An 18,552-nucleotide genomic window follows, 5' to 3' on the forward strand; every position below is an offset into this window, starting at 1 on the left:
GATGAACCCGACGAGTCCCTACCGGCCTACCCGCCTCCGCACGCGAACGGGGACGGGGCGCCTCATCCCGCTGATATCGTCGGGATCGCCGCAGATATCACCCGGAAACGGGACCGCCAGCCGCGTGCCGGATCATCGCTCGGTAGCGGCGTGGAGTGACTCCGATGGCGCGGCGGAACTGGCGGGCCGCGAAGTCGGCGTCGCTCCACCCCACCTCGCGGGCGATCACCGAGATCGCGGCATCCGTGGTGCGCAGAAGACACGCCATCCGCTCCGCGCGCAGCATGGCCAAGTACGCGATCGGTGGCTTTCCGAAGGCCTCCACGAATACCCTGCCCAACCCGGACGGAGACAGATGCACCGCAGCGGCCAGTTCGCGAAGCGTCCATCGCCGCCGGTAGTCCTCGCGAAGAAGCCGTTCTGCCTGCCGGGCCTCCTCCCGCAGCGCCGAGAACCGGCGATGACGCGGCAAGGAAGGGCACGTCGTCGCGCGCTGTGTAGCCGTCACCCGGACCTCCGTCACCGACAGGTGCGGAACGATCACGTCGAGGATGGAGAACAACAACGCCTGTGCACGGTAAAACCTCTCAGGCGCAGGGCCGTCGATGCTGAGCGCGGCAAGTTCATCGAGCCAGCGCATCAGCAGGCCGGCGCGGTCCTCTCCGAGCCGAAGCACCTGCGCCGGCTCGGCATAATGTGTGTCGAGGAAGTGCTTGGCGTCGAGACGGTCGGTGAACTGCTCGGCGAATTGCCAGAAGACCTGATCGATCACATAGTCACGGTCCAGATACAGCGTCGTCGTCGTCACCCAACCTTCGGGCTCAGCGCCGCACAGCGTGTTCGCCGCGAGCACGACGGCATCGCCGACATTGACGTGCCGAGCCCCGAACTCGCTGAACAACAGCGCGCCGCCGGCCCGGACGATGATCACCTTCACGCAGTCGTAAGCGACGGGATCGACAGCTTGGTGAGTTGTTTGGGTACGTGCGATCAGCGGGGCGAAATGCTGCAACCGATGGCCTGCGGGAAGCGCCATACGTTACTCACGGTGGCCCTGAACGATCCGGCACTTGGCACGACGTTGCTGTCCGATAGCGCGGCGACGTTCGATTCAACGGCTCGCCGATGAAGATGATCGCGAAATAGAGTGCGACAATCACGATCACCCACATCGACGGCTCGTGGGTCATCGACTCTTCGGAGCGGACGACGTAGAGCGAGACCATGAACGCGATCAGACCAGAGCCAGCGACGACGAGTTCGAAGCCAGCCTCGATTCGCGTTTCGGAGCGCTTCGTTGTCTCGCCGTCGGGTGGGTCTGCTGAACGATCTGGAGTGTCAGCTCGAAGAGGTTCATCGTCTCGCCTTCTCGCTGTTGTCAGAGCCAGTCGTGTTCGCAGGCGTAGTACGTCGCGTCGCGTCGCGGCTGGTCCCGGTCTGGGTCTTCTGGACCGCATGGGAGAGCTAGTAGTGGGCCCAGCAGCGGATATCGAACGTGGGGACAGACAGCCCTGCTGACACTGCGCGAGGGTCGGCATCGAGCCGTCCGGATAGTCTGGTAGTCATGAAGAGGACGGTGACGATCGCAGTAGCCGTTGCCGTTGGCGTGGCGATCGTCGCCGTCCTCTATTGGGTGCTTTTCGTTGTTCCCGGGGGTGACGTGCTCCAGTGCGTGCAGCCAGACACGGGTCCATGGGAGACGCCGGTCTGCCCCTGAGCGATCAGTAGTTCGTGTTCGTCATCAGTGTCAGCCCCCCACCCATCGCGGTCATCGCGGGGTAGATGGCGGAGATCAGGGCGGTGTTCGAGCAGAGCCGCCCGGTGTACTGATAGCCGCTGCACGTCGTTCCCGCGTTCCGGATACCGGAGATGATTCCCGTCGCGAACACCCCGTTCCCTGTCGCGCTGACGTAGCGGTATGCGGGGCCGCCGCTGTCACCCTGCCCCACCGGATAGAGGTTGTTGTAGTTGACCGTCTCCACGAGCGGCCCCACGTTGGTCGGACCACCGTAGTTGACATAGACATTGGTCTGAGTGATCTCGTTGTAGCAGAACGTCCCGCTGTACGAGCCGGAGACGCACCAATCGGCTCCGACGACGGGAGTCTGTCCGTTGACGACGATGTATCGAGAGCCGGCGTTCCACGCTCCCACGTACATCATCGGGTAGTAGAGCGGATAGCTGTCGCTCACGCCGGACTGGCCGGGGCTGTTGACCATGACAGCCGCGTCCCGATGGGGGCTCGCGTACTCGCTGGTCTTGTAGCCGTAGAAGTAGCCTCCGGGGGTGCCCCAGTTGCCGGGTCCGTAGTTACCGCAATGATGGGCGGTGATCATCCCGCGGGGCTTATCCCGATCGAGGGCCGGCTGGGTGATCATGACGCCGAACGCGCTCGTGCATCCAGCGTTGACGTACGCGGCGTAGATTCTCGCCCCGCCGGCGTAGGGCGTCACCTGCCCGCTCTGGCGGTCATTGGCGGGGGCGACCTCTCCGCTCTCCACGATACTGACCGGGAAAGCCTCGTCAGCTCCCAGCTCGTCACTCCTCGTCGGGTCACCGACCCGGGACTTGGTGGCGGACGATACTGCGACTTCAAGACCAGAACCGTCATACAAGGCGGTCACCGACTCCACGGTGTCGGCGTTCGCATCGAGGATCTGATTCGCCGCGACCGCCAGATCCTGCGACGAGTACGTCATTACCTCCACCGTCGTCGCAAGCCGCGTGACACTGCTGAGGCGCTCCGCCTCCTCGATGACATCAGCCGGCACGTCGCCGTGCCACCACACGCGGACTGTCTGCGCTTCCCGGTCCCACTCGACAGGTCCATATCCCTCCGTCTGGCCGTAAGACTCGTAGAGCGCGTCCGCCAGTTCGAACACCTCGTCGGGCGCTTCGTTCTCAAAGTTGTTGCGCACCGTGGGCGCTTCGCTTCCCTCGACGAGACCGGTGCGATTGAACTCATCAATGATGGCGTCAGCCTCCTCAGATGACACCTGCGCTGCACGGGGAATCTGAGCCACGTCGCCGAGCTTTGTCGCGTGTGCCGAGGAGACAGGGATCACCATCGCGACGGTGACGGCGACTACGCAGGCCCCCCTGCCCAAGACTCGGAGCTTCCTGTTCACCTGTGTCATCTCCTTTGAACGGTCCAGTTGCCCGTGGATCTACGCCCTGGTCATATTGAAACAGTCATCTCGGTATGTAACGGGAACCGATACACATTCGTGACCGTGGGGGCGTTAGCGGAGGTCCCCAGGCGCCTGTCTGCGAGCTGCACCTCAGAGCATGGATAAGCGCACCGAGGTGGTCGTCGACCTTCACGGCTCTGACCCCGGCCGTACGACGTGGCATTCGCTACATGGACGCCTCGAACGAGGGTGATTGACTGATCCCGAGCCGCCTCAAGGCTCGCTACCGCCGAGGTTCCCACCTGAAGATTTGGGTGGATACGACGAAGGTGACAAGCACCCACGCAAGGGTGGGGAGCAGCGTAATGATCGCGGCACCGGTGTCGGTGCCATTCCATGCGTCGATGAGGAGTTCGGCGGCGGCGCCACCAGGGAGGAGTCGCTTGATGAGTGCGAATTCTTCGGTGCCGGTGAGCGCGATCCAGAACGCGACACCGAAGGCGAGGAAGAACACTGGCAGGGTGGTGACCTGTGCATGTTCGGGTGAGTTGGTGACGCCTGCAGTGCAAAGCGCGAGGCCGATGAACAGCCCTTCAACGGCTAGGACGCCGGCGATCAGCATGGGGATGTTCTGGGGCGCGCTACCGGTGAAGGCGAGCACAGTGAGGATGATGGTGAGCTGGATGAGGTTGATGAGCACGATCGGCGTGAGCAGTCCGGTGAGGATGCTGGCATCCGTGACTGTCGTGCTGCGCAGGCGCTTGAGGAACAGCGTCTGGCGGCGAGCGGCGAGAGTCGTCGTGGCGGTGATGTAGACGCCAAGAGCAGCAATGACGATAGTGAGAAGGGCTGCGACGATGCTGGACCCGCCGAAGTTATCTTGGGTGAGGATCAAGGTCGCGGCGAAGACAACGGGGACGAGAATAGCGGTGGCCGCAACGAGCCTGTTGCGCAGCAGCATCCGCGTTTCGGCGCGGGCGATGGCGATCACTGGTTTCCCTCCTGATCGTCGGCAAGAGTGCGGAAGACATCGGCAAGGCTTGAGGAGCTCGCCTTCAAGCCTCGGAGTTGGATGGCGTTCTCATCGGCCCATCCAAGGAGTAGGTAGAGATCACGTTGGAGGTCTGAGGTCTCGACGACGACGTGCTCGCCGGCGACCTTCGATACACGCACGGGCATGTCTGGGCTGAGGAGATCCGAGTCGAACGAGATGCGGGCGGGGAACTGTGCGACGAGATCCTTCAGGTTGCCTTCGTGCGCGAGTCGCCCGCGGTGCATCAAGCCGATCCTGTCGGCGTGAGTCTCAGCCTCTTCGAGGTAATGGGTGGTGAGCAGGATTGTGGTGCCAGACATTCGCAACTCGTTGACCACTGCCCAAAGTGCGTCGCGCGCGGTAGGGTCAAGCGCGTTCGTAGGCTCGTCCAGGAACACCAGTTCGGGGTTGCCGTAGATCGCGGTGGCGAAGTCGAGACGTCGTTTCTCGCCGCCGGAGAGTTGACCCACGCGAACAGTTCTCTTGTGTGCGAGATCGACACGTTCGAGGAGCGCTGGGGTGTCGGCGTCTCGCCCCGAGAGTGTCCCGATGAGATTCACTGTTTCTTGGACAGTAAGGTCGCCGGCGAACCCGGATTCCTGCAGCATCATGCCAACACGGGGTCGCACGGTCTTCTTGTCGAACGGCTCGTTCCCGAACACACGCACGCTTCCTGAGCTTGGGGTCCGGTGACCTTCGATGGTCTCCAAGGTGGTGGTCTTGCCCGCGCCGTTTGTTCCGAGGAGCGCGTAGAGCTCGCCGGGACGGACGTGGAAGCTGAGGTCTTCGACGGCCGTGAAGGCGCCGTACCGGCTGGTGAGGTTCTGTACTTCGACTACGGGAGTGGTCATCCTGAGCTGCCTCTCGGTTGAACGATGCCGGTGCAAGCCGGCGCAAAGAGCGGAGCGCCCGGCAGGGGTTGGCGCCGCTGGGGCGAGCGTTGATGCGTGCCTGTGGCCGGAGTCACCTGTCTACACGCCTCTCACCGCCGCCAATAACATAGGTGAATGTAGGTATGTTATCGTCTCCTCATCTTAACGAGGGGAGTGTGACCAACGTGCCTGACCACTCCGACTACGGACGGCAGTTCGCCGGCATCTACGACGATCTCTTCCCGCGCGAGAACGTGACCCCAGGCCAGATCGATTGGCTTGCAGCACTGGCGGGAGGCCTCTCTCATCCTCATGTTGTCGAGTTCGGAGTCGGCACAGGACGGATCGCGCTTCCGCTCTATGACGCTTTGAGGCAGCACGGCCCCGTCGACTACGTCGGGGTCGATGTCTCGGAGGAGATGTTGGAGGCCCTGCGGAAGAAGAACCCCGACAACAGCATCACCACGCTGACCGCGGACATGGTTGAGGGTGCGCCGGTTGCCGGCGCGGACGTGGTTTTGTGCATCTGCGGCACGATCTCGATGGTGGCGGACGCGGAGGCTCAGCGTCAGACGCTACGGAACGCCGCGGAAGTTCTGCGCCCGGGCGGAACTCTGGTGGTGGAGATTCACAACCCAGATCTCGTGCAACGGATGCACGGCAATCAGCGACGGATCACCCTTGCCGTCCCGTATCACGGTGGCGATCACGTTCTTGTGACGTTCGCAGAGCTCGAGCCACCCGTGTGGCGCGTTGATCACTGCTGGGTGGCCAGAGATGCGGCGACGTTCGCGAGCGAGACGAGTCGCCTCACAACGCTAACGGAGCTGGATACCTATGCGTCGGCGGCGGGATTTTCGGTGATGGGTCATTATGACGGCTTGACCGGCGCGCCGATCCACGAGAATTCAGCGATGATTACCGGCGTCTATCGACTTGACAACGAAGCGTCGAACTTGCGCGGCTGATCGCACATAGATGATCCCTAGCCAGCCTGTTACGCCCTCCCCTCCGAGCGCGGAAGACAACCTCAATGTTTGATGCAGTCGTTGTCGGCGGCGGGCCAAATGGGCTCGCCGCGGCATGGACCCTTGCTGCTGCGGGGCTACACGTCGCTGTCTTCGAGCGGGACCGTGTCCTTGGAGGCGGATGCCGCACCGATGAGTGGGGCAGTGGCTATCGTTCCGACTGGGGGTCCGCTGTGCACCCGATGGCAGCCGCATCTCCGTTCCTGCGTAAGGTGGATATAGCCAACAGGCTTCGATTCCTTACTCCGGAGATCTCATACGCCCATCCGCTGGAGACTGGTGTCGCACTCGCTTGGAGATCTCTTGAGCGAACAGCCTCGGAACTCGGGATTCGCGACGGCGCCGCATGGAAGCGGCTCTTGACTCCGCTGATCGTCGCCTCCGACGAAATCATCAAGGCGGCACTCTCACCGGTGCCATCACTAGCCAAGCGACCACGTGCCGGAGCAAGACTTGCGGCAGCTGGCCTGCTCACTCGGCTCGGCGCGGGGCTACATACCTCCGCCGGAAGGGCGCTCCTCGGCGGCGTCGTCGCCCACTCCATCGGCAGACAGCCTCAGCTCGGCACCTCCGCTGCCGGAGCCGTTCTCGCCATGTTGGCACATAGCTGCGGCTGGCCCATTCCAGCAGGCGGGTCTCAGGCCATCACCGATCTTCTCCATGCCGATCTCGTTCGATTCGGCGCCAGCTTTCACTTGGGACATGAGATCAACGCAATGGACCAGCTGCCCGCCGCCCGCGCATACTTCTTCGACACTTCTGCGCGCGACCTAGTCGAGATCTGCGGCTCCAGAGTGCACAGCAGATACCGGCGTGCCGTCGATAGGATGGTGCGCGGCAATGCCGTCAGCAAGGTCGATATTGTCGTCACTGAGCCCATCCCCTGGCTAACAAGGGATGTCTCGTTCGCCGGCACTGTCCATCTCTGCGGCGATCTGCAAGACATTCGACGGGCCGAGGATGACGTGGCGAGAGGTAGGCACTCCGAACGGCCAATGATCATCCTCTCGCAGCCCTCACTCTTCGACCCATCGAGGGCACCAGGCGGGCTTCAAATGATATGGGCCTATGCCCATGTCCCGGCGGGTTCCAATACCCCACAGACAGAAGCCGTCGTCCGGTCCATCGAACGTTTCGCCCCTGGGTTTCGCGACACCGTGGTAGATACTCGGGCGACCACCGCTTCGCAGATCGGGCAGCGCAACCCGACCATGGTGGGCGGAGACTTCGCTTCTGGCGCGCTTTCGACCCGGCAACTACTGAAGCGTCCGAGGCTCAGCCCCGTCCCGTGGCTGGCTGGCAACGGCCTCTATCTGTGCTCCACCGCAGCGGCGCCAGGACCGGGAGTTCACGGAATGGGCGGTTACGGGGCGGCGCAGCATGCGCTGACCCACATTTTCTCCCTACCGACTGATCCGAGCTCTTCAGTTGCGACGTTCTGAACGTCGGTGCCGCAAGGCTCTATGCATGGCATCGCCCAACGGATTATCGGAGAGCATATACGTCCACGTCGCGGATGGCCTCCGAAGCTCCGACTGGGAGTGCCCGTCGCTCAGCCCGAACTTCTCGATCTCGGAGATCACGGCTTGGTAGACACGAGCCATCCAGCCGTCAAACTCTTCCAGAGCGATCATATGAAATGCGTCGGTCGGGTCCTCACCGGCGAGAACACGCAGGTGGATACCGTCTCGGATCTCCTGCAGGAACGCCAGGTGCGAGGACCAATGGTCATCCATGACGAGCAATAAGACTTCTCTCAGTAGCTCTGCCACGCGATCTCTTGGGAGATTCTTTCCCAAGCTCAAGACGGCCTCCGGCGCCAAAGCCCGCAGTTCATCCAACGGGGCTCCTGCGCGAAGGACACGTTCCCTCACGTCCAGGACGAATTCTCGTTGACGAGCAATCGCGCGGTTGAGCGCCCAAGTTGAGCGGTGACGATCAAGGCGCCCTCCCTCGGCGATTCTTTGCGCGGACGCGACCAGGGCTCGTCTCTGCCGGAGTGTGAACCGCTGGCGCTGCCGACTGTCTGCAGTGCGCAGCATGTCGGGGGCGTTGACCGCAACCAACTCATCTTCGAGGCTGCTGAATGTCGCCGACATCCCCGGATCGCCTTGCCTGCCGCTTCTTCCCCGCAGCTGCGCGTCGAGACGCCTAGACGGGTAGTGTCCGACCGCAAGTACGGCCAGGCCCCCTATCGCGACGACGCGATCACGGTCAGCGCCATCGGTGCCGCCTAGCACGATGTCGGTGCCGCGCCCCGACATCTGAGTTGAGATCGTGATCGCGTCGAGCTCGCCGGCCCGCGCGATGACCGATGCCTCCCTGGCGTCGTTCTTCGCATTCAGTACTCGCACCTCCAGCCCGACCTGGTCGAGAGCTTGGCCAAGCTCTTCTGATTCGGCGACGCTTTGCGTGCCGACAAGGATCGGCTGTCCCGACAGATGCAGCTTCTGAATCTCCCTGAGCACAGCGGCGCGCATCTCGCTCCGTGTGTGAAAGACCACATCGGCAGCATCGGATCGGATAGAGGGCTTGTGAGGCTCGACTCTTCCCGATGCTAGGCGGTAGAACTCCATCAGCTCCTCGGATACGTCCAGTACCGTTCCGCTCATCCCGGCCAAGGCCTCATACCTGAGGAGCAGATCCTGAATCGTCAGGGTGTCGAGAATGACGCCCTGGCCGCTCACCGTGAGTCCTTCCTTCGCCTCGACCGCCGCATGCAGCCCATCAGGCCACCTCTGCAACGCCGCGACTCGGCCGCGGCTTGCGCTGACCAATTTGATCGAGCCATCTCGCAGGATGTAGTCGACATCTCGATGAACCAAGACACGGGCGTGCAACGCAAGGTTCACGAGGGTTAGCCATCGAGTGTTCATGCCCGAATAGAGATCGATCCCGCCGAGCCGATCCTCGACGACATCCAACCCTGACTCGGTGAACGAGACAGTCGCCCCGTCCTCATCTATGGTGTAATCACGCTCGGAAATCAAATCCGCCACTACATCGGTTGCGCGGAGGATGTCGCTGTCCCAGCTGTCGTCTTCCCCGGCGAGCACCAGTGGCGACATCGCTTCGTCAATCATCACGGCGTCGGCTTCATCGACAATCGCGACGTCGAATGCAGGAGCCACACGTTCGTCGGGTCTCGTGATGAAACGATCCCTCAGGACGTCGTACCCGATCTCGCTAATGGACGCATAGACCACCTGCCTTCGGTAGGCCAGACGTCGGGCGTCTGCGGGCATCGCCGAGGTAACCGGACCGACCGAAACGTCCAAGGCGTCATAGAGCGGCCTCATCCAGTCGGCGTCGCGCTCCGCAAGATAGTCATTGATGGAGATCACGTGGATCTTGCGCCCGGTCAACGCCAGATAGGCGCTCGCGATGGCGCCGACAAGTGTCTTCCCCTCCCCCGTGTCCATCTCAACAGCGTGGCCGGAGATGAGAGCACAAGCGCCCACGAGTTGCTCGCGGTGTGGAGAAAGCCCCAAGACCCTTCGACTTGCCTCGGCGATCGCGGCAAGAGCCGGTGCGCTGATACTCCTCTCCCGCCGAGGCTCTGGTGCTGCAGCAGCCCTCAGTTCACCGTCACCAAGCGCGACCAGCAGCTTACTCAGCTCCATCGCCTGGTCGACTTGAGCATCGAAGCGCCGGAACGACATCGAGCCCGGTAACGCCAGCACTCGCCTGAGAGCGCTTTTGATCCTCGCCGTCATCAGGAAGCCCTTTCGGTCACGGAAGCGGCGCGGCAACAGGTTTCTAGCAGCCTGACCCGACTCACGACTTACGGTACTGCGAGATGAAGGAGGGGGACTGGGCGCTTGCCGGAGCGCCTCTCCAGTCTGATGTGCGAGATATCAACTCAAACCCGGCGGTCGTTGCTTGGAGATCAAGCTCGCCCAGCAACGCGAAATTCGATTCTTCCACCATGGTCGAGACTCCTTGCGGCGTGACGAATGTCCGGAATATCACCAGCCGCTGCGCGTAGCCGTCGACGAGCACCTTGTCGAAGTACGCCCCCGCGGCGCCCAGCGGTGCGAACGAGTGCTGCGTGTCTCCATCCCTGAGATATAGAAGTGGCGAGTATGACTCGACCAGGAGCACGCCACCCGGACGGAGTTGACGCGCCGCCGCCGCGAACACCGCCCCCCGGCGATCGGAACCGTCTGCCATATAAATTGTGCTGTTCAGGATCACGCAAAGGTCGTAGTCACCCCTCTCAGCCTCGATAAAGTCCATCCGGCTAGTCGAGACCAACTCCTCAGGATCCTTTTGAGCCAGGACGTCGAGCATCGCCTCAGACACGTCTATGCCGTGCACACGATATCCGCTGTGTGCGAGTGGGATGGCCGTCCGTCCCGTGCCGACTCCAAAGTCCACGACTGTTGAGGACGGAGGGAGAATTCTCTGTACGTACGCGACGAAATCGGGCGCATCGTTCGGCGGGTACATCTCATCATAGAATTTGCTGATTGCGTCGCCGTAGTACGTGAGCTCCATCCCTAGGCACCTCCTTGGTCGACGGAATGGCGACCTGACACGATTATTGGTTGTACGCCCCGAGGATCTCGATCGTGCCCCGCACTCTGCACCAGCATGAACTGGAGCTTCCTTGCATGTGGAGGCACCGGCGCGACCGCAAGTACGACGCCAAGCAGCGCGATGTACGGTGCAGACGACATGACAACTTCTTTACTAATGTCCTGCCCAAGCAGTTGCCGGATTTCACCGACCGCGTCAAACACGGTCTTCTCGAGCCTCCTGTTGAAATGGAACAAGGCATGCGAAGCTCTTCTGGGCTCGTAGATCTTAACGTGCTTCCATTCCTCGGCTTCGCCGCGTTCATCGAAGTAGCGAACCAGGATCTCTGAGTCCTGGGTCCCAGGGAACGGGGCGAAGAACGTCCATATCGGAAGGAGCATCCCCTGGAAATCGAATTGCCGGGTGAATCTGCGCAGCGGTGTGAACTGGTGGGCGACTGTCAGGGCGAACCATCCACCAAAGACGGTATATAGAGCGATTATGGGCAGCCGAGATATCATGCTTCGACCTCCTTGAGAACCCAGTCGATGCCACGATTGACTGCGGTAGATTCGCGTTCGTCGTATACGACCGTTTCATGGCTAGCTTCACGGGCAAGGATCCTCATGCTCGGATTAGCTGCACTCAGGAGGCGCTCCTCGAATTGGTTCTGGAGCGAATCAGGACGAGCCGATACAGAAGATGACACGACGACTGTCGGGCAGTTGTCGAACTCGGGGAAGATCGCGGCATCCAGCCATCGGTTACCGGCCGATCGTGCTTCCCTGTAGGCGTTGAGCCAGAATCGATGGTCGGTCAGCCGATGGATCGCGCCCTCCCGTACGCGGCTGGGGAGGAGGTTGATCACCTCCACGTCCGAGGCGTTCGGCGTCTTGTTGACTGTGGATCTTGCAGCGTGCTTCAAGAGAAGCTGCTGCAGTCGCAAGAATTGATAATCGGTGTCGGTTGCTGGTTCGAACTGTTCAGGCGGCGAAGGGTCGACATAGACTATGCCTGCTAACCGCGCCCCCAGAGCATGTGCGTGTGCGCGTACCAGTAGACCTCCGATCGAATGTCCAACTAGAACCACTCTGGCTGAGCGCTTGAGTTCAAGAGGGAGGAGGTGGTCCAGTCGTGATTTCACTGCATGGTAATCGGTTCGTCGGAACGCGATGTCGAAGGTGCTAGTGCCTTGACGATCGTGCACGATCGGAACTGCGCGATCCGGGAGCCTCGAAACCACCCACTCCCACGCGAATCCCCCAGAGAGAATCCCGTGCTCGAAGATGATCATGACAGGTTCTTCGCTCATGAGGCACGATCCGATCGCTTGCGGTGATTTCCGCGCCGAAGGCGCTCAAAGGACCGAGCTGCCGTTAGGGCGATCACTGGATGGAATGCCGTGAAGGCCCAGAAGAATCTATTTAATCCCATGAATCGTGCGATTCCGGCATGCATGGATACCATCGAACCCTGCCACGCAGCCCGCAAAGGAGAGGGCATGATGAGCACGAGAGGTGAAACAGTTTCTCCGATGATCGTCCCCCATGCAACAAGCTTTGCGACCGTCGGGTACCTCTGCATAAAGATGTGCAGCCTCTCGTCGCCGTACGATGTTGATCGGGTTATGCCCTGCATAGCTGCCCCCGCTCTCCAGACAGGAGAGATTAGCTTGACGATCCCGGACGCGAAATACGACAGGATGCCTTGGGCGGCCACGAACTCGAACGCTGCTCGTTCGGCCGCACTGCCTGGCTTGGAGAAGGACGCCACCATCTGTGAGGCGTGCAAGATCGAAAGTGCGTGGTCGGATCCGTCCTGCCCGTACCCTCCAACTCGCACGTGACCGTATATGTGCCCGACCATCTGAACGATCCTCATCGCCCGAGCGGTCGGCGACTTTGCATCGACCACGAGCAGGACCACCGATGCCGCAAGTTTCCCAACGCTCACTGCTTTCTCGACACGGGGCGAGAAGACCGCATCAGACACAGGCCCGCGCAATATGCGAGGGTAGCGGAGGCGCGCTATTCGATAGCTCAGATAGGACGAGCGTCTCTTGATCCCTGTTGGAGCGAGGTCTTCAAGCGCTCCTGTGATTGTGGTGATCTGTGTGAACAGGTCCGATGTGCGAAGAGCCGCAGTTATGCTTTGTCGATCTCCCTTTGCCACGCGCCCACCTCACCTTCCAGCACTGCGCCACGCTGAAGGACCGGGCTGTCGATTAGGCCAGCGGCGAGCCCCATCGCAGCGGCTTCAACCGCACGTGACGTTCGATCCCCGACCACTCCGAATGACTCGTCTGTGATCGCGTAAGCGCCTACTACCGGCGCCCCGTCCGTCGTTCTCCTCACGAGAACTCCCGCTCTGAACCCGGGAAGCTGGCCGCGCTTCCCGCGTATACCGCGTTCGCCCTGCCCTGCGAGATACGGCAGGAAGCGGACAGCGTCCTTGCCTGGGGAGTATTCCCGCATCACCAGGACTCTCGTCATGAGTTCGGAGAGATACCGGGTCGTGTTCTGGTACGTCAGCATTCCTCTCCTCTCTGCAGAAGCCAGGGCGCGCGGGCCGTCGGGCCGGGCATCGAAAGCGACAAGAAACTGCTGGCGCATTCGTGGCGGCAGACTGCTAGTGAGCATCAGCTCAAGGTCGCGCCGTTGAATGAGATCGGCCAGTGCGTCCGCTGCAGCATTAGAGCTGTAATACAGCATCTGGGTGGCGAGCTGGCTCACCGTCACGCTGCGCGTACCGTCCGCCTCCAGGCTTATCCCACCTGCGAGCAGTGCGCGCTCGTATGCTCCTGTATCTGTTCCGGGAAGATGATGCCGGCGGAGCTCCTCAATCCTCACCGTCGTCTGGAAGAGCTCTGGGTCAAGCCGCGCGAGCTCTAGCAAGGCGGCAAACACATGAATTTTCTGAGCAGAAGCCAACACCCGAGGGGTGTCGGCTTCTACCTGCCAGGATTGCCCTTTCGACGATCCGAAGATGGAGAACTGACCCGGGTGCTCATCGAACCAGTCAAGAGCAGACGCCCCGGACACCATGTCACCCGGCTTCTTCGCCAATCGGGTTGCCTGGCTTGTCAGCTCTCGTGGAGCTTCAGCAGGTCGGACATCGAGGCACCGTCCACCCCGTCGAGCTTCTCCTGGGGCAGGCTCCGCTCCGGTCCGCCGGTCTGGGTCGTCGTGATGAAGATCGACGAGATGAGCGCGTAGGTCGCGATCGTCACCGTGAAGCCCGGCGTGCCCATCACGAGCGTCCGGTCCTGTCCGAGCTTCTGGAAGCCGCTCGGCGAAACATCCATGGAGTTCGCCCTCTCTTCCAGCAGCTCCGTAATCGTAGTGCTCATGTTGCTCATCCTTTCTGCCGCGTGGCCACAGCAAAGTTGAGACTCGCCCCGGTGGCGAGAACCTGGCCACGGAGCTAAACATAGCCACGCGAAGGTTTGTTTACAAGACCCTGCGGGCCGAAGGTGGGTCGGGATCATACGGGCACTGGCTCCATACCCTGCAACAGCTGAGCCCGCGTTACCCATCCGCCTGCGCGGCCTGACGGATGGCGCCCCGCCAAGCCGCTTTGCTCTTCATTTCCAGGGCTGGGGCGTCGAGCGTAACCAGACCGAGCGGCTCATGAGCCTCAGTTGCGACGTGCTCGTGACCGAGGCCCTCGGTCAGCTCGGCGTTCGGCGCGGTCTCTAGGACGTTCTCCATGAGCTGGTTCAGATCCCTCTAGTGCCCACCGCAGGGTCACGCTCTGCCCTACGCCTGCAACCGTTCGGTGATGGCGTTCTGACCGGTGACCGCTCTCGTCGCGGGATCATCGCGCCATGTAACGACTCGGTCGTGACAGTTACAGCCGTCTCGTTTCGGATCAGGTCGGACCGTACCCACCCTTGTTCAGACAGTTCCGGCGTGCGATGTAGCGATGGCCTACGGCACCGGCAACGCATATCCTTCGTTGGTAACGGTTTTTACTCCAGACAGGAGCCGTGAGATGCAGCACAAGGGGGACTCGCCGGCGCTTGGCGCGTTCGCTGGTCAACGGTTCGAGAACATACTTGGACCCGCTAGTGCCCGGTACTTCGGAGAGGGATTCCGTCGGGTCTCACATGCCATCGAGATAGTGAGCGTGAACGATGCCCACGAAGCGATCGCCATGCAGGGAGTGGGAAGCGCACGGTATCCGGAGGATTGGTCTTTTGATGCCTCAGGCCGGCCTCGACCCGTTCATCTCAGCAGCTTCGATGCCATCGCGCTGACCTCTGCGGTACTGCGTGCCGCTACCGCGTTCAATGACAAGGTACGAGCATTGCTTGTCGGGAGTGTTCGCCGAGTTCAGGTCAAGGCTCCGGCGCAGACGATCTCGGATACGGCACACATCAACGTCACTGTGCAATGCATCGACCCGCTCGCCGCCGGCACCGTGCGTGTCAGCTCCCGCGTGGAGGGATTCGTAGTTGACATCGTCGCTGAGAGGACGCGTCATGGGGGCCGCCCGATCGACCTGCAACTTCACGACAGAGGCCAACGCGAGGCCCTGTCTACGGGCAAGGTGCTGCACGCAACTACGGGTGACCTACATGCGGTTCATGAACTTGGCATACCGCCGGCCGCTCTCACATGCGTGGAAGAGCTAGCGATATTCGGGCAACTCAGCCAGATCGCCGTGTACGCCGCGAAGCAACTGGATCGGCGATCCGTGCCGAATCTCTGGCTGCGCAGACTCACCCTGGACCGTTCAGTCGACCCGCGGCTGCGCACCTTCGAATCGCGAACTACTCTCACACGAGATCGCGTGCTACTCATCGGTGGCGAGGAAGTCGTCGATCTCACCCTGATGGCCGAGGCAAGCTACGGAGCACGCGCAGAGGCATCGTTCGGGTTCCGCGTGCCGCCCCGCTAGCCGCAGCAAGTCGTGCAAACATGGACGGCGGTACTGATACGAACGAACGCCTACCGCACGAGGAGCCTGATTGGCGAAGCAGGAAAGGGCGATCGCAACTCGCGAAGCCCTAATCACCGCAGCAGGGAAGGTGTTTGCGCGCCTACACTACGAGACTGCTCGCGTTGCCGACATCCTTGAGGAGTCCACCGTTACGCAGGGCGCGTTCTACTTTCATTTCCCTGAAGGGAAGAGGCAGATCGCGGAAGTCCTAATCCGGCGCCAAGACGAGCAGTTCATCCAGCTTCGAGACAAGCTCGCGCGCTCTGACCTCGACGGGCTCTCCGGTATCCTCGCACTCTCCGACGCGCTCGGCGAGTCGTTGCGCTCAGACCCTGTCGCGCAAGCTGGGATCAGGCTCGTCACACAATCGTCGACGACGTTCCCCGGAACTGCGCAGCTACCAGACCCTGCCTGGCTAGAAGCGATCAGTGGATTCCTTCACCGCGCGAGTGGTGAGGGAAACCTTCGTGACGGCGTGGAGATCCCCCAGGCAGCACGCTCCATCGTCTACCTTTTCACCGGCGCCCAAGTCAGTTCCTTCGTCAACGACGCCTGGACAGATCTGCCTAACGCCCTCCACGATGTCGAGTCGTTCGTGCTTCGTTCCCTTGCCATCGATGATTTCACCCCTCGCCGCCGCCCCTGACAACTCCGGGACTCACGCGCGATCATAAATCTCGATCACCGGATCAAGCCCGCTGCCCAGAGCATGGTGACCGAGAACCTGATAAGGCGTGTGCGTACCCGCGAGGCCGCCAAGTGCGAGTAGTTGCATCGCAGCCACCGCGGTATGCGCGGCGACCGTAGACCCAGAGCGCGAGGACAGCCATCCCTGCACTCGCACACCATCCGCACCCGTGACCTCGGCGAATAGACGAGGCCGACGATCGTCAAGCGAGACCGCCAGGTGCGAATCATGACTCTGGGCCGAGTGGCGTGCGGGATGGGCAGCGGACCACCGCGCCTTCACTGTGAGGAGAGGCAACACGAGTCCAAGAACCCGTGGAGTGACTCTAACGCCAGCCGATACCGTCACCGTCCGAAATCCTGTCGACTTCTCGAGGGCGATCACGTCACCCGTCCCCACTGCCAGGGCCGCGCCCTGACCTGCCCCGGCAGGAAGGGCCCGCACCCGGCGTCGGAGCGCTTTCATCTGTCCGTCCACGATTGCCAACGCCGGATCGGACAACACCACGTTCTGACTAGCAGTGACGCCCGGGGACTTCGCCACCCCTCCAGAGGGCACCATGAACAAGTGGGCTGAGACGGGGTCGTCCAGTTCGGCTGCGAGAGCGTGCACCAGCCGCTCACTGAACCACGTACCCATCCCCGCTCCGACGATCATCCCGATGCCTCGCACGCGAGCCTCAGAAGCCCGCGACCACGCATCAATGTGAGACCCCGCCTCATTCGATACGTCGACATAATGCACCCCAGTCCGGATGCACGCGCTCATCAACTGCGGTCCCGCATCTTTGAACGGACCGGCCGTGTTGATCACGCCGGATACTCCCTTCAACAAACGGTCCGGATAGCTCACATCGCCGACTTGGTAGGGGACTCCTGCAGCCCCCGCGAGCCCTCGTACCCGGCCCTCCCCTCGCCCCGCGAGAAGAACCGGTTTGCCCAGGCCAACGAGCAACTCGACGACTGCTCTTCCAACTGTGCCCGCGCCATAGACCAGCCAGGGCAACGTCTCTGTCACTCGCGCCTCATCCTCTTTGCCACACACCCGCAGCCCTTCGTGGAGAAGCTGAAGGTCCGATCACAATACCGGGTGGGTCGACGCGAACGATGGGACAGACCTCCGTGGAGGGGCTCCGCGGTTCAAACCGCCTGCGGCCGTTCCGGAAGATTGAACGCATCGCCTTGACGTCGACCTCTATGAAGCAGAAACACGCGCTGCGGCACATCAATCGTCAGCGGCTGACATCAGCACTCTCAATGCAGCTGTTGCTTGCCCAGGTAGAACACCGTTGCCGAGAGCGAATAGCTGCTGCGCGTCGGTTAGGCCGCACTTGGGATCGGTGATCCATCCTTCAGGTAATCCCATCAGCCACTCCACGAAGCTGGGTGCGGGGCGTGGGCTGGCATTGTCGTTCAGGAGAGCGGGCGGCGGGGCTGGCCGTCCAGTGACGTGTTCCCATCGGGCGATGGCGTCTGTGTAGCGTCCCCAGCGTCGAGCACCTCCGTGATCAGCCCCCACAGGCTTTCCAGCTCCTCGGCTCTGGGGTGGCCCTCCGGGCCGTGGAGGGCAAGATCGATGATCTGGTGGGATAGCGCGATCGTGCCACGTCTGGCCTTGACCTGCTGCAAGCTCTCCCCGCCCCGGGCCGCGTCCGAGGCGAGCGGGGTTCGGAACAGTGCGGTGGGCGAGGATGAAGACACGGAACCGGGGATGCGGTGCGCCGATCGCGGAAGCGGGTAGACCGAGCCATTGCGCGTCACACCCGAGGTCCACCAGGTCCCCGACCACGGCTGCCGCCGCTGTGAGAGGTCGAGCTGCGCTGTCTCCCAGACCCCACAGGTCGGGTTCCACGTCGCTAGGGGTTGCAGCGGCACTCGTTGCGGGTCCGGGGTTGCGTTGCTCATCGGGGTCTCCTTCCGGGGTCAGGCGGATAGCGGGTGCGGAGAGCAGGCCGCGGACGTTCTCGATCACGACCCACTCGGGCTGCAGCGCGTGGATCGCGGTGGCCATGTGCACCCAGAGACCGGAGCGGGTGCCGGGCACTAGGCCGGCCATCTTCCCAACCGTGGAGACGTCCTGACACGGGAACCCACCACAGACGATGTCCACTGGCTGCACCGTGCTCCAGTCGATAGTCGTGATGTCACCGAGATTCGGTGCGTCGGGCCAATGGTGGGCGAAGACGCGGGCGACGGGTTCGTTAAGTTCGGAGAACCAGATGGTCTCGGCGTCGAAGACCTCCTCCACGGCGAGGTCAAGTCCGCCGTACCCAGAGAAGAGACTGCCGACCCGCAGTCTAGGTGCTGTGCTCTCGGCACTCGCTTCGGGCATGAGG

18 protein-coding genes and 1 pseudogene are annotated in these 18,552 nt (G+C 62.1%); 5 read left to right on the top strand and 14 right to left on the bottom strand.

Annotated elements, in window-relative coordinates:
* Positions 1 to 97: 97 nt before the first annotated feature.
* From LOK55_RS04250 to LOK55_RS04270, 5 genes are all read right to left on the bottom strand, one after another.
* Positions 98 to 1,036: a helix-turn-helix domain-containing protein gene (locus LOK55_RS04250; protein ID WP_229934379.1), complete on the bottom strand. Its 939-nt coding sequence runs from the start codon at positions 1,034 to 1,036 to the stop codon at positions 98 to 100.
* Between the two features lie 7 nt (positions 1,037 to 1,043).
* Positions 1,044 to 1,226, bottom strand: coding sequence for a hypothetical protein (locus tag LOK55_RS04255; protein ID WP_229934380.1), 183 nt, complete (start codon positions 1,224 to 1,226; stop codon positions 1,044 to 1,046).
* Between the two features lie 495 nt (positions 1,227 to 1,721).
* Positions 1,722 to 3,128: a S1 family peptidase gene (locus tag LOK55_RS04260; RefSeq protein ID WP_229934381.1), complete on the bottom strand. Its 1,407-nt coding sequence runs from the start codon at positions 3,126 to 3,128 to the stop codon at positions 1,722 to 1,724.
* Positions 3,129 to 3,414: 286 nt separating this feature from the next.
* A complete protein-coding gene (locus tag LOK55_RS04265) occupies positions 3,415 to 4,122 on the bottom strand; it encodes an ABC transporter permease (RefSeq protein WP_229934382.1) in 708 nt (235 codons plus the stop codon).
* The gene (locus tag LOK55_RS04270) at positions 4,119 to 5,015 is read right to left on the bottom strand and encodes an ABC transporter ATP-binding protein (protein ID WP_229934383.1); all 897 of its coding nucleotides are present in this window, start codon (positions 5,013 to 5,015) and stop codon (positions 4,119 to 4,121) included. The genes LOK55_RS04265 and LOK55_RS04270 overlap by 4 nt, the downstream gene beginning before the upstream one ends.
* Positions 5,016 to 5,212: 197 nt before the next feature.
* On the opposite strand from LOK55_RS04270, the gene LOK55_RS04275 reads away from it, so the two are divergent.
* Both LOK55_RS04275 and LOK55_RS04285 read left to right on the top strand, forming a co-directional pair.
* The gene (locus tag LOK55_RS04275) at positions 5,213 to 6,004 is read left to right on the top strand and encodes a class I SAM-dependent methyltransferase (RefSeq protein ID WP_229934384.1); all 792 of its coding nucleotides are present in this window, start codon (positions 5,213 to 5,215) and stop codon (positions 6,002 to 6,004) included.
* A gap of 65 nt (positions 6,005 to 6,069) precedes the next feature.
* Positions 6,070 to 7,506: a phytoene desaturase family protein gene (locus tag LOK55_RS04285; RefSeq protein WP_374107616.1), complete on the top strand. Its 1,437-nt coding sequence runs from the start codon at positions 6,070 to 6,072 to the stop codon at positions 7,504 to 7,506.
* Here the strand turns inward: LOK55_RS04285 and secA2 are convergent.
* The gene (gene secA2 / locus LOK55_RS04290; RefSeq protein ID WP_229934385.1) at positions 7,489 to 9,780 is read right to left on the bottom strand and encodes an accessory Sec system translocase SecA2; all 2,292 of its coding nucleotides are present in this window, start codon (positions 9,778 to 9,780) and stop codon (positions 7,489 to 7,491) included. The genes LOK55_RS04285 and secA2 overlap by 18 nt on opposite strands.
* Positions 9,781 to 9,841: 61 nt before the next feature.
* Positions 9,842 to 10,564, bottom strand: a complete 723-nt coding sequence (locus LOK55_RS04295) for a bifunctional 2-polyprenyl-6-hydroxyphenol methylase/3-demethylubiquinol 3-O-methyltransferase UbiG (RefSeq protein ID WP_229934386.1) — start codon at positions 10,562 to 10,564, stop codon at positions 9,842 to 9,844.
* A gap of 74 nt (positions 10,565 to 10,638) precedes the next feature.
* Here LOK55_RS04295 and LOK55_RS04300 point away from each other — a divergent pair, with 74 nt between their 5' ends.
* A complete protein-coding gene (locus LOK55_RS04300) occupies positions 10,639 to 10,935 on the top strand; it encodes a hypothetical protein (RefSeq protein ID WP_229934387.1) in 297 nt (98 codons plus the stop codon).
* A 167-nt stretch (positions 10,936 to 11,102) separates the two neighbouring features.
* Here the strand turns inward: LOK55_RS04300 and LOK55_RS04305 are convergent, their stop codons facing one another.
* Genes LOK55_RS04305 through LOK55_RS04320 form a run of 4 tightly spaced genes read right to left on the bottom strand, consistent with a single transcriptional unit; the run spans position 11,103 to position 13,934 of the window.
* On the bottom strand, positions 11,103 to 11,897 hold the full coding sequence (locus LOK55_RS04305; protein WP_229934388.1) for an alpha/beta fold hydrolase: 795 nt from the start codon (positions 11,895 to 11,897) through the stop codon (positions 11,103 to 11,105).
* On the bottom strand, positions 11,894 to 12,757 hold the full coding sequence (locus LOK55_RS04310) for a hypothetical protein (protein WP_229934389.1): 864 nt from the start codon (positions 12,755 to 12,757) through the stop codon (positions 11,894 to 11,896). The genes LOK55_RS04305 and LOK55_RS04310 overlap by 4 nt, the downstream gene beginning before the upstream one ends.
* Positions 12,730 to 13,650, bottom strand: a complete 921-nt coding sequence (locus LOK55_RS04315; RefSeq protein ID WP_229934390.1) for a serine hydrolase — start codon at positions 13,648 to 13,650, stop codon at positions 12,730 to 12,732. Before LOK55_RS04315 ends, LOK55_RS04310 begins: the two co-directional genes overlap by 28 nt.
* A gap of 17 nt (positions 13,651 to 13,667) precedes the next feature.
* Positions 13,668 to 13,934, bottom strand: coding sequence for a hypothetical protein (locus LOK55_RS04320; RefSeq protein WP_229934391.1), 267 nt, complete (start codon positions 13,932 to 13,934; stop codon positions 13,668 to 13,670).
* 644 nt (positions 13,935 to 14,578) lie between these two features.
* Between LOK55_RS04320 and LOK55_RS04325 the strand changes: the two genes are divergently transcribed.
* On the top strand, positions 14,579 to 15,487 hold the full coding sequence (locus LOK55_RS04325; protein ID WP_229934420.1) for an AvrD family protein: 909 nt from the start codon (positions 14,579 to 14,581) through the stop codon (positions 15,485 to 15,487).
* A 70-nt stretch (positions 15,488 to 15,557) separates the two neighbouring features.
* Positions 15,558 to 16,175 carry a TetR/AcrR family transcriptional regulator gene (locus LOK55_RS04330; protein ID WP_229934392.1) on the top strand — a complete coding sequence of 206 codons (618 nt, stop codon included), beginning with the start codon at positions 15,558 to 15,560 and terminating at the stop codon, positions 16,173 to 16,175.
* 12 nt (positions 16,176 to 16,187) lie between these two features.
* Here the strand turns inward: LOK55_RS04330 and LOK55_RS04335 are convergent, their stop codons facing one another.
* The 3 genes and pseudogenes from LOK55_RS04335 to LOK55_RS04345 all read right to left on the bottom strand — a co-directional run.
* The gene (locus LOK55_RS04335; RefSeq protein WP_308066636.1) at positions 16,188 to 17,261 is read right to left on the bottom strand and encodes a saccharopine dehydrogenase NADP-binding domain-containing protein; all 1,074 of its coding nucleotides are present in this window, start codon (positions 17,259 to 17,261) and stop codon (positions 16,188 to 16,190) included.
* Between the two features lie 368 nt (positions 17,262 to 17,629).
* Positions 17,630 to 18,121 (bottom strand): hypothetical protein, encoded by a 492-nt coding sequence (locus LOK55_RS04340; RefSeq protein WP_229934423.1) that lies wholly within the window; start codon positions 18,119 to 18,121, stop codon positions 17,630 to 17,632.
* 46 nt (positions 18,122 to 18,167) lie between these two features.
* Positions 18,168 to 18,548, bottom strand: a pseudogene (locus LOK55_RS04345) (DNA cytosine methyltransferase); the annotation flags it as partial.
* Positions 18,549 to 18,552 lie beyond the last annotated feature (4 nt).

The sequence above is a fragment of the Microbacterium sp. F2E genome (assembly GCF_020905435.1).
Lineage (GTDB): Bacteria > Actinomycetota > Actinomycetes > Actinomycetales > Microbacteriaceae > Microbacterium > Microbacterium lacticum.